The following is an 11,355-nucleotide window of genomic DNA, read 5'->3' as shown; positions in this document are numbered from 1 at the left end:
GTGGGGGGGGGGGGGGGGGGGGGGGGGGGGGGGGGGGTTGGGGGGGGGGGGGGGGGGGGGGGGGGGGGGGGGGGGGGGGGGGCCCCCCCCCCCCCCCCCCCCCCACGCAGGGATCAGTTCGACGAGACGTCGAACCCGTTGGTCGTGAAGTCCAGCCCGCCCGACGACGACGTGATCTCGTAGCCGAACTGGACGTCGCCGATGGTCTCGTCGCCCCACCAGCCCTTGGTGTCCTTGATCCACTTGAGGATCGGCAGGATGTCCACGGTGCCGGACGACGAGTCGGAGGTCCGCAGGAAGGAGAAGACCTCGTTGGCCCCGTTGTCCCCCTTGTAGACCGTCCAGGTGTGGCCGCCGAGGGTGACGTTCCCCTGGGAGGTGCCGAGGGGGCCCACGGCGCCGTTGTAGTTCACCCAGAGCATGACCTCGTAGTCGTAGTCCGTGTCCCAGATGTCGTACGACGTGTTGTACGCGCCGGAGGACGGGACGGTCACGTTGTAGCCGCTGGTCAGCGACGACAAGGAGGAGATCGGCTTGTCGACGATCTTCTTGGCGTTCGGGTACGACTTGATGCCGCCGGTGTTCGGGTGGTCGGCCGTCACGCCCCACTTGCTCGACGAGTCGGCCCAGATGCTCTGGGTACCCGCTCCGGAGCCCCAGATGTTGTTGTAGAGGATGTAGCCGTCGGACGTGGTGTAGTTGCCCCACTGCTCCGACGAGGTCCATACCGCGGCGTGGGCGGGCGCCGCCGCGAAGCCGATCAGTGCGGCCACGGCGGCCGTCGGGGCCAGCAGCCGGGTCAGGGTGGATCGTGCCATGAGGTTGTTCCTTCCATGTGGGGATGGAGGAGTGCTACCGCGGCCCCAGGGTGAGGACGCGGTCCACGCCGGCCGTCAGCTCCAGCGGAGCCGGGGGGATTCCGGCGGAGGTATCGGTGGGGGCGAACCCGTCGCCCGTACGCAGGTCGACGCGGGCGTCGCGGGTGGGACGCAGCACAGCGGTGGCGCCGTCCTCCGCCCACCTCAGGTCCAGGAGCGCACCGAACCGGGTGCGGACGCCGCGGAGTTCACCGGCCGGGTACGCGGCGGGGACGGCGGGCAGCAGCACCAGACGGTCCGGCGTCGACTGGACGAGCGACTCGATCACGACGGCGGGCAGAGCGTGGGCGGCGTCGGCGTTGTAGACGTCGCGGGACGGGTAGTGGGCGCTCATCAGCGAGTCGTGGAAGAAGTCCCCGCCCAGCACCGCGTCGAGCGCCGCCGACACCCGCGACGGGTCCCGCAGCCGGGCGGCGATCAGCGCGTGGTGCAGATGCCCGTGGGCCGAGTCGTTCTCCGACCCCCGCAGCTCCAGCGCGCGGTGCGCGGCCGCGGCCAGCTCCGGGGTGTCGTACGGATTGATCTCGTCCAGCGGCCACACCGGGTAGAGGTGGCTGAGGTGGCGGTGGTCGTACGTCTCCCGCAGTCCGGGCCACGCCCACTCGGTGAGCGCCCCGTCCTCGTTCACCAGGTATGCCGGGAGCCGGGCCGCCAGGGATTGCCAGAGGGCGGCCGACGGGTGCCCGGGGGCGTGCTCGGCGGCCGTCGTCAGCGCGTGGCGGGCGGCGGCGATGTCCATCGTGGCGTTCACGGTGACCCAGCTCGCGTTGGCCGGCCGGTTCTCCGGGGAGTACGAGGGAACGACCACCGGGTTCCCGTCCGGGTCCTCGCGGTCGAGGAAGTCCTCGTAGAACAGGGCCGTCTCGACGAGCGCGGCGGTCAGCGCGGGGTCCGGGGCACCGGTCGTGGCCTCGGCGTGTTCGAGGAGCGGCTGCAGCAGCCAGTCCGCTCCCGCCGTCCACAGGTGCAGCGGATAGGCCCGCTGGAAGTGCCGGGTGTGCCCCGAGGCGCCGTCGGTATGGGACGGAGCGACGATGCCCCTGGTCCCGAAGAGAGCCGCCGCGTTGTCCCGCCAGTCGGGCAACTGCGCCTGGACCAGAGCCATATGGGCGTCCGTGACCTCCGGAAGGGAGGCCGCGGGGGCAGAGGCGATCTGGAGGTTGAGATTGGCGTTCGTGGTGAACGCACCGGACCAGGCGGTGTCCCAGTCCCCGGTCCACAGGCCGGTCAGCCGGGGCGGCAGCATCCCGGAGGAGGACAACAGGTGGTAGCGGCCCGCCGCGAAGAGCCGCTCCAGCAGCGCGGGGCTCTGAGGACCGCGCAGCAGCTCGCCGCCGGACAGCTCCCGCTCCGCCGCGGCGTCCCGCACCGTGAGGGAGGCCCGCCCGTAGGCGTTCCGGTGCAGCGGCCTGTGGCGGTCCAGCAGCGTGGCGTAGTCGTCGTGGGGCAGGTCCGCCCACAGCTCCCCGAGGTCCGGACGGCCGGCCGCGCGGACGACCCTGGTCGTCAGGGTGAGGCTCCGCGCCCCCTCGATCCGGATGCCCTCGCCCGCCACGGACACCCGGCCGCCGTCCACGAGCGCCACGGTGACGCCCGTGTACCCGAGGCCGCTGCCCGGATAGCCCACCCGAAGCGCGAGACGTGCTCCCCGCGGGGTCAGCACGTTGGACCGGCCGACCGCCAGGTGCGCCGGAGCGCCCGGCAGCGCGTGGTCCAGGACCACATCGGCGGTGAGCCCGGGGTCGGTGATGTGCTGGACGACCACGTCGTCGGCCCGCGACACGAAGACACCGCTGTGCCACGCCTCGTACGACGCGGTCACCTCGCCCGTCGTGAAGTCGACCTCGCGCCGGTAGCCGGAGACCGCCTCGTGCAGCCCCCGGCCGCGGCGTACGAGCGTGCGGAACGCCGGGTGGAAGGGCTGCACCCACACCAGGGGCCGACCCGCGTCGAAGTCCTCCGCGGCCTTCGTGTCCCCGGACAGCAGCGCGTCCTTGAGGCGGCCCAGCCGGCCGGCGAGCTCCGGGGGCCGCAGGTCCTCGCTGCCGTTGGGCCGCACCAGGCTGTGGTGGTTGACGACGACCTGGTCGACCGCGGGGTCACCGAACACCATGGCCCCGTGACGGCCGTTGCCACTGAGGAACGCGTCCTCCCAGCGGGTGGCGGGGCAGGGCTCCCACGTGCCGTCGATCATGCCGGGACGTCCCTGAGCACGGCCACGCCGTAGCGGCCCAGCTCCACGCCGCCGTCGGACTCGGTGCCCGTGAGGAGGTCGAACCGGCGGCCCGGCAGCTTCACCGAGGCCGGGGACCGGCCGTGGTTCAGCAGGAAGAGCAGCCCGCCGCGCCGCACGGCCTCCACCCCGTCGGGCAGTCCCTCCAGCACGGGGCGCACGCCCGCACCCGCCGCGGCGAGACCGAGCAGGGCGCGCAGCGACTCCGGCTCCGGCAGCGTCGACACGTACCACGCCGTGCCCTTGCGGAGCACCGCCGGGAGCCCGTCCAGCTCCCCTCCGCGGTACGCCGCCACCGTCTCCGCGCTGCCGTCGGGCTCGAGCTCCTCCGACCACAGGGTGCCGAGGAAGCCGTCGCACTCCACGGTCGCTCCGGCGTCCAGCGGCCACCACTCGTGCACCGTGCGGATCCCGAACAGCTCACGCAGCCTGCTGTCCATACCGCCCGGCCTGATCCGGTCGTCCACATCGGTGACACCGGTGAAGAACCCGCACACGAGGGTGCCGCCGCCCCGTACGTAGGCGACGAGGTTGTCGACCGCCGCGTCGGTGAGGAGCTGGAGCTGAGGCACCAGGACCATGCGGTACGCGCTCAGGTCCGATCCGGGCCGGGCGAACTCCGTGCTGACGCCGCTCTCCCACAGGCCGCGGTGCCATGCCTGGATCAGATCCGTGTACGAGACGAGGGAGGAAGGCCGGCCCCCCTGGGTGCTCGACCACCAGGCGTCCCAGTCGTGCAGGACGGCGACCTGGGCGGAGACGGCGGTGCCGCTCACCTCGGCCCCGATCAGGGCGAGTTCGGCGCCGATGCGCTTGACCTCCCGGAAGGTCCTGCCGTGCTCACCCGCGTGGCCCAGCATCGCGGAGTGGAACTTCTCCGCCCCCTGGCGGGACTGCCGCCACTGGAAGTAGCAGAGGGCGTCAGCGCCCCTGGCCACCGACTGCAGCGACCAGAGACGGTTGAGCCCCTCCGGCTTGGGGTGGTTGACGGGACGCCAGTTGACCGTGCCGGCCGCCTGCTCCATCACCATCCACGGCCCGCCCGCCTGCGAGCGGGTCATGTCGGCGAGCATCGCGTTGTACTGTCCGGCCCCCGGGTCCTTCGGGTCCGGATAGACGTCGACGGAGACGATGTCCTCCTCCTGGGACCACGCCCAGGCGTCCTGGCCCGACCACAGCGGCATGAAGTTGGTCGTCACCGGGATGTGCGGGGTGTGCCGGGCGACGATGTCCCGCTCGGCGGTGTAGCACTCCATCAGGGCGTCGGAGGTGAACCGCTTGAAGTCCAGTTCCTGTGCGGGGTTGCGCATGTACTGCGCACTCCTGGGCGGAAGGACCTCGGCCCAGGTGTCGTAGCGCTGACTCCAGAAGGCCGTCCCCCAGGCGTCGTCGAGCGCCTCCAGGGTGGTGTACCGGGAGGCCAGCCAGCGGCGGAAGTGGGCGGCGGTCTCGTCGCACCAGCAGTGGGTGCAGTACTCGTTGTTGATGTGCCACACGGTGAGCGCCGGATGGTCCGAGTACCGCGCCGCGAGATCCTCGGTGAGGGCCGCGGCGTAACGCCGGTAGACCGGTGAGCTCGGACAGAAGTGCTGACGGGAGCCGTAGTTGACCACCGAGCCGTCCTCCGTGCGCGGCAGGGTCTCCGGATGCAGGGCACCCATCCACGGCGGCGGTGAGGACGTCGGGGTGGCGAGGACGACACCGATGCCGTGGGCGTGCACGAGGTCCAGCAGCCGGTCGAGCCACCCGAACTCCCTGGCACCCGGGCGCGGTTCGATCATCGCCCAGGAGAAGACGCCGACGGTCACGGAGTTGACCCCGGCGTCCTTCATCAGCCGGACGTCATCGGCCCACACCTCCTCGGGCCACTGCTCGGGGTTGTAGTCGCCTCCGAAGAGGATGCGGCCACGGGTGGCGTCGTGCAGGGACGGCATGGACGTCTCGTTCCTCTACTTCGGGTCTGCGTACTGGATACCGCGGCCGTTGGTGCCCAGATAGACACGGCCGTGGACACGTGGGTCACCGGTGACGACCTCGCCGGTCCACCCCCACCGGTGGTCGTCGTCGTTGATGCGGACCCAGGTCGCGCCCGCGTCGTCCGAGCGGAGGACGGCCACCCCGTCGTACGTCGAGGAGACGCGGCCGGTCTGGAACACGGCCGGGTAGCCGGCCCTCCCCTTCGCCGGAGCCGCCTTCCCGAAACCGAGGGCGTACGAGGCCTGGCAGCCGTCCACCGCGGCGAAGGTGCGGCCGCCGTCGGTGGAGCGCAGGAGCCCGTCGTCCTTGGCGGACAGCCACAGGTCGCCGGAGCGCCCCGGCGCCGCCGCGAGGCGGAACTGGACGTCGCCCGACGGGAGTCCGGTCGCTCCCGCGGCGAAGGACGCGCCCTTGTCCGTGGACAGGAAGACCGTCCCCGTGTCCGTGTCGTACACGTAGAAGCGCCGCGGATCGAGCGGGTCGGCGACCGGCGTGCCGCCCTTGGGGTACGTGGCGACCTCGGCCCACGTCGCGCCGCCGTCGGTGGAGCGGTGCGCCGCGTACTTGGTGCCGTCCCAGTGGACGAAGGACCAGAGGAGCGTCGCCCCGTCGGCGGAGACCGCCACCGGGCCCGGGGCCGAGGGGGCGATCGCCGGCTGCGAGGCGAACGGCTGCCAGCTGGCCCCGCCGTCCCGGGACCAGGCGCCGGCCGAGTCCGAGCCCGACGGCCAGCCGGTCCGTACGACGTACGACGGCTTCGAGGCCGCCAGGGCGAGCCCCGTCGCCGTGCCGAACACGGGGTTCGACGCCATGCCGCGCGACGGCGAGGCGGTCAGGGAGTCGTGGTACATGACCCCGATGTCCCCCAGACCGCTCAGCAGCCGGGCCCCCGAGGGAGGCGCGATCAGCTGGCGCACCGACGATTCCTCCAGCCCTCGGATCTCCGGGGCCCAGTGCACCAGGTCGCGCGTGCCGAAGATCGTGGCGCCGGTCCCGTACACGACGTGCCGCGAGTCGTACGGGTCGAGGGCCACGGCCTGGATCCACCAGCCGAACTTGGGCTCCCCGCCCCACTTCAGGTACGGGGTCTCCGACACGTCCAGGACCGCGGTGTCCTTGAGCGAGGTCCAGCTCGACCCGCCGTCCGTGGAGCGGAACAGCGTGTCCACCGCGCCCCACCGGTTGTTCGTGGAGACGACGACCGTGCCGGGGCGGGCCCCGGTGGCCACCCCGCCGTACCCGAACGCGTCGCCGTCGCCGGGTGCCACAGGGGTGACTTCCGTCCAGGTCCCCTTCACCGTGTCGAGACGGTGGACCGAGCCGTCGGCCTGGTTGTTGGGGCCCGGGCCGTCGGCGTAGGTCACGTACAGCGCGCGGCTGCCCGCGTCGTACGCCGCGCGGACCGGCACCCGCGTCGCCGCCCCGGCCGACGGCTGGCCGGGGACCGCCTCCCAGCCCCCGGAGGAGTTCGTACGGTAGAGGGCCGTACCGCCGTCGCCCCAGCCCGCGTACACCGTCCGGCCGGCCGCCACCAGCACCGTGACACCCTGGCCGGTGGCCGAAGCGGCGGCCGGGAAGGAGACGTCGGCCGCCCAGGTGGCACCGCGGTCCGTGGAGCGCAGCAGGCCGTCGTGGCGGGTCCCGAGCCAGAGCGTCTCGCTGTCGCGCGGATCGACCAGGAGCCGCTCACCGCAGCCCCGGCCGTCCTCGTTGGCCCCGAGGCGGACGGTGAGGTCCGCACGCTTCCAGGTCGCCCCGCGGTCCTCGGACCTGAGCACCGCACCCGGGGACGCGTACGCCTGTGTGTACGTCCCGAGGGCCAGGTACAGCCGGTCCGGGTGCGAGCGGTCCACGGCCATCGCCTCGACGCCCAGCAGATTCCAGTCGTCCCAGCCGATGTGGTCGGTGAGCGCCGTCCAGCGGGCTCCTCGGTCGTCCCACCGGTAGGCGCCGCCGATGTCCGTGCGGGCGTAGGCGAGTCCGCGTACGGCCGGATGGAAGAGGATGCCCGTCACGAATCCCGTCCCGCCGATGGCCGCGGTGCGCCAGCGGTGCGGCTGGGTCTTCGCGGGCCGCCGGGCGGCCGCGGCCGTACCCGCCGCCGGCAGCACGGAGGCCGAGGCCGCGACCACCGCCGCTCCGGCGAGGACGGTGCGGCGCCGGGGGTGCGGGGCGGGATCCGGCTGCGGGACGGACGAAGCGCGCATGACGAAGACCCTCCGGAGGGGGAGTGCGGGTGGATGCTGGACAGGGGGCGGGCTCGGCTCAGCCCTTGACGGCGCCGGTGAGCATGCCTTCCTTGAAGTGCTTCTGCACGAACGGTGAGAGGAACGCGACCGGTATCAGCGCCAGCACCATGACCGCCATCTGGATGGCGAGCAGCGACAGATGACCGGTGTTGATGACCTGCGTCAGACCGGTGGGACGCTCCTGCTTGAGTACCAGCTGGTTCATCACGTTCTGCAGCGGCATCATCTCCGGGTCGCTGATGTAGATCGACGCGTTGAACCAGGCGCTCCAGTAGCCGACCGCGTAGAAGAGCGTGATCACCGCGATGACCGCGCGCGACAGCGGCATGATGATCTGCCACAGGATGCGGAAGTCACCCGCCCCGTCGATGCGGGCGCTCTCGACGAGCTCCTGCGCCGTACTCATGAAGAAGGCGCGCAGGACCAGGATGTTGAAGACGTTCAGCGCGCTGGGGAGGATCAGCGCCAGATAGGAGTCGGTGAGACCGAGCCCCTGGACCACCAGGTAGGTGGGGATCAGACCCGCCCCGAAGAACATCGTGGCCAGCATGAACAGCAGCAGCGGACGGTGGAGCACGGACCCCGGCCGGGACAGGCCGTAGGCGCACATGATCGACACGGCCATGCTGAACAACGTGCCGACCACGGTCACGCAGATGCTGACCACCGCGGCCCGGGTGACCTGGCCGCCGCCGAGGAGCTCCTGGTAGGCGACGAACGTGATGCCGCGCGGGATCACCACCAGCCCGCCGGCGTCGGTGATGGTCCGCACCGAGGAGAGGCTGGTGACGACCACGACCCAGAGCGGGAAGAGCACGGCCAGACAGGCCATGACCAGGACCACGCCCTTGGAGGCGAGGCCCGCCTTCGTGGGCTCCTCCTCCCACACCGGCCGCAGCCGGCCACGCGTACCTGGCTTGACCCCGGCCACACCGGTCATTCGGTAGAGCAGGCCGCTCACTTCTTGTACACCCCCTGCTCACCCATGAGATGGGCGACCTTGTTGGCCCCGAGGACCAGCAGCAGACCGAAGATTCCCTTGACGATCCCGACGGCCGCCGCATAGCTGAAGCCGCCGTACTGGATGCCCACGTTCCACACGTAGGTATCGAGCACCTCGGAGGCGCCCGGCCCGACGGCCGTGCGCTGGAGCAGGATCTGCTCGAAGCCCACGGTGAGCGCGTTGCCCACCTGGAGGACCAGCAGGAGGGCAACGACCGGGCGCAGGGCGGGCAGTGTGACGTGCCACATCCGGCGCCAGCGGTTCGCACCGTCCATCGCGCTCGCCTCGTAGAGCTCCTGGCTGACCGAGGCCAGCGCGGCGAGGAAGACGATGACACCCCAGCCGGCGTCCTTCCAGATCATCTCGAAGGTGATCAGGAACTTGAACAGACCGGGGTTCGTCATGAGGTCGAAGCCCTCATAGCCGTTCTCCCGCAGCGTCTGCGCGATGAGTCCCGCGCCGCCGAACATCTGCTGGAACACCGTGATGACCAGGACCCAGGAGAAGAAGTGCGGCAGGTAGAGGATCGCCTGCGCCACCGCCTTGACGCGGGGCCGCACGAAACTGTTGATGAACAGCGCGAGCAGGATCGGCACCGGGAAGAACAGCGTCAGCTGCAACAGGAAGATCGTCAGCGTGTTGCCGAGCGCCGACCAGAACAGCCGGTCGTTCACCATCTGCTGGAACCACTCGAAGCCGACCCAGGGGCTCTGCAGAATCGCCTGGAAGGCGTTGTCCGCGATGTACGGGTCGTAGTCCTGGAAGGCGACGACGTTGCCCGCCAGGGGGATGTAGGCGAAGACCAGCAGCAGCAGCATCGCCGGCAGGGTCATCAGCAGCATCGTCCGGTCGCGCCGCAGCCGGTGCCGCAGGGGCACCTTCGCGGTCAGCCGTACGTCCGCGGGGTCTGCCCCGTCCCTCTCGACCGGCGGCGACGCGGGGGATCCCTGCGCGCGCCGGTCATCTGTGCTCAGTGACATGTCAGGAGGCCGACTCACCGGTCTCGTCGAGCAGCTTCTTGTACCAGTCGCGAAGCTTGTCGCCGCCCTTGGTCTTCCAGTCGGAGACCGCCTGCTGCATGTCGCCGACCTTCTTGCGGCCGCGCACGATGTCCTTCTCCAGGGCCTCGAACTGCGCGTTGAGCTCGGTGTACCGGGTGGGCTCCTGGATCTGCATGCCGTGGAACAGCGGCTTCCTCAGGTGCGCGCCCTGGCGCTGCTGCCACTCGATGACACCCTTGGCGACGTCCGGGTAGTCCGGGTAGGCGCGGTACGGCTTGGAGGTCGCGATGTACTCGTAGGTGGCGAAGACCTCGTTGTTGCCCTTCTCGTTCTTGACGAGCACCCCGTCCTTCAGGGTGTGGTGGGTACCCTCCAGGCCGTACGCCCGCAGCCGCTGCTCCTTGCTTCCGTACGGAGCGGCGGTGAAGTTGGCCAGCGCGAGGAGGTCCTCGACGACCTTCTTGTCGGCCTTCTTGCTGACGAAGCACCAGATGTTGGAGGGGGAGGCCTCGTAGATGACGGGGTCACCGCCGTCGTGGGCGAAGAAGTCCATCGCCCCCATCCGGAACCCCGGCTTGTCCAGGCGCTGGACGGCGGTCGCCGCGTACCAGTCGGAGATGTCCGCGTTGTACATCATGACGTTGCCGGAGGAGAACGTGGTGCGCATGTCGCCCGTCTCCGCCTTGGCGTCCGGGTGCACGAAGCCGGCCGAGTACAGAGAGCGCGACCACTCCAGCGCCTCCAGGTACTCCGGGGTCTCGTAGCGGTTCACCAGCTTGCCGTCGACCAGCTTCCAGTAGTAGGGCTTCTCCGGCAGCACCCCGAAGAAGACGAACGCCGACCAGGTCATGTCACTGCACGCCCACACCTTGCTCTTGGGTGCGTTGATCTCCTTGCAGAGGTCGTAGAACTCCTGCGTGGTGGTCGGGACCTCGTACCCCTTCTCCTCGAATATGTCGGCGCGGTAGAAGGGGGTGATGTTGGGTGTGGCCTCGGCGGGCATCGGGATCCCGCGCAGTTGCCCCGCGAAGATGCCGCGCTGCCACGCGCCGGTGGGAATGGCCGCCAGGTTGGGGTACGCCTTGACCTTGTCGCCCGACAGGTAGGGGCCGAGGTCCGCGAACTTGTTGGCGATGGCGCTCGGGATCTTGCCGGCGAGCTCCCAGCCGGGGACGACGACGGCGTCCGGAATGCCGCTGGAGGCGAGCACCGCGCCGAGCTTCTGCCCGTAGATGTTGCCGTCCTGGTTCTGCCACTTGACCTTGACGCCGGCTGCCTCGTCCATGGCGGTCCAGTAAGCGTTGCCCTCGCCGGGCGAGGTGCCCCAGAGCGGGGCCATGATGCTGATCTCGCTGCCCTTGCCCAGCTTCTTCGGCACCGACACGGCCAGCTCGTCGGCCGGGAGCGCGGTGGTGAAACCGTCGGCGGAGCCGTTCTTGCTGGGGATGTCAGGGGTGACGGACTTCGAGGGCACGTAGGCGGGAAGGATGTCCTTCAGCTTCTGCCCCGTGGTCGTGCCCTCGTTCTTCGAGCCACCGGAACCGCCGCCACAGGCGGAGAGGAGCGGCATCCCGCCGCCCACGGCTGCCGCGACAACCACGGAGGAGGCGAGGAATCGTCTCCGGCTGGGAGCGGAGGGGGAGTTCGGCGTCATTGCGTCAACCCTTCGTGGTGCAACAGGACGGCCCGCGGCGGCGACTGCCGCTCGGCCCTGTGTCTGAGGTAGGGGCGTTACCGGCCGAGCCGGCGGCACTGCGCCGGCTGAGCTGAAGCGGTCAACGGGCTGCCTCGTCGAAGCGCTTCGATGTTGCAGCGAGATTAAGTGAAGGGTTCCGGTCACACAAGAGTTCGTTTCGATATTCCTCCGACCTGTTTCCGAACCGTTTCCTGGTATGACACGGCTTTGATGCGTCCGTAAGAGCCTCTTTGAGGCGGTAGCACCCTTGACACGTGCAGGGTTGGCCGCAGAGCATCGAAGCGCTTCGAAGGATCTTCGCCTCACATCGGAGGCTCT

The 11,355-nt window shown here is 70.5% G+C and carries 7 protein-coding genes; all 7 read right to left on the bottom strand.

The window, feature by feature from the left end; all coding sequences use genetic code 11:
* Positions 1 to 113: 113 nt before the first annotated feature.
* From ACIRJR_RS16785 to ACIRJR_RS16755, 7 genes are read right to left on the bottom strand one after another with little or no spacing between them, the layout of a single operon-like run.
* Positions 114 to 818, bottom strand: a complete 705-nt coding sequence (locus ACIRJR_RS16785) for a hypothetical protein (protein ID WP_403780459.1) — start codon at positions 816 to 818, stop codon at positions 114 to 116.
* A 34-nt stretch (positions 819 to 852) separates the two neighbouring features.
* On the bottom strand, positions 853 to 3,072 hold the full coding sequence (locus ACIRJR_RS16780) for a glycosyl hydrolase family 95 catalytic domain-containing protein (protein ID WP_403780456.1): 2,220 nt from the start codon (positions 3,070 to 3,072) through the stop codon (positions 853 to 855).
* The gene (locus ACIRJR_RS16775) at positions 3,069 to 5,045 is read right to left on the bottom strand and encodes a beta-galactosidase (RefSeq protein WP_403780453.1); all 1,977 of its coding nucleotides are present in this window, start codon (positions 5,043 to 5,045) and stop codon (positions 3,069 to 3,071) included. Before ACIRJR_RS16775 ends, ACIRJR_RS16780 begins: the two co-directional genes overlap by 4 nt.
* Positions 5,046 to 5,060: 15 nt before the next feature.
* Positions 5,061 to 7,295 carry a WD40/YVTN/BNR-like repeat-containing protein gene (locus ACIRJR_RS16770; RefSeq protein ID WP_403780451.1) on the bottom strand — a complete coding sequence of 745 codons (2,235 nt, stop codon included), beginning with the start codon at positions 7,293 to 7,295 and terminating at the stop codon, positions 5,061 to 5,063.
* Positions 7,296 to 7,353: 58 nt separating this feature from the next.
* Complete coding sequence (locus tag ACIRJR_RS16765) at positions 7,354 to 8,277, bottom strand: carbohydrate ABC transporter permease (protein ID WP_403781900.1); 924 nt, start codon at positions 8,275 to 8,277, stop codon at positions 7,354 to 7,356.
* A 17-nt stretch (positions 8,278 to 8,294) separates the two neighbouring features.
* On the bottom strand, positions 8,295 to 9,320 hold the full coding sequence (locus tag ACIRJR_RS16760) for an ABC transporter permease (RefSeq protein ID WP_403780448.1): 1,026 nt from the start codon (positions 9,318 to 9,320) through the stop codon (positions 8,295 to 8,297).
* A 1-nt stretch (position 9,321) separates the two neighbouring features.
* Positions 9,322 to 10,995, bottom strand: a complete 1,674-nt coding sequence (locus ACIRJR_RS16755) for an extracellular solute-binding protein (protein WP_403780445.1) — start codon at positions 10,993 to 10,995, stop codon at positions 9,322 to 9,324.
* Positions 10,996 to 11,355: the final 360 nt, after the last annotated feature.

Source organism: Streptomyces sp. NPDC102402 (assembly GCF_044765765.1).
GTDB lineage: Bacteria > Actinomycetota > Actinomycetes > Streptomycetales > Streptomycetaceae > Streptomyces.
This window is presented reverse-complemented; position numbering and strand designations above follow the sequence as displayed.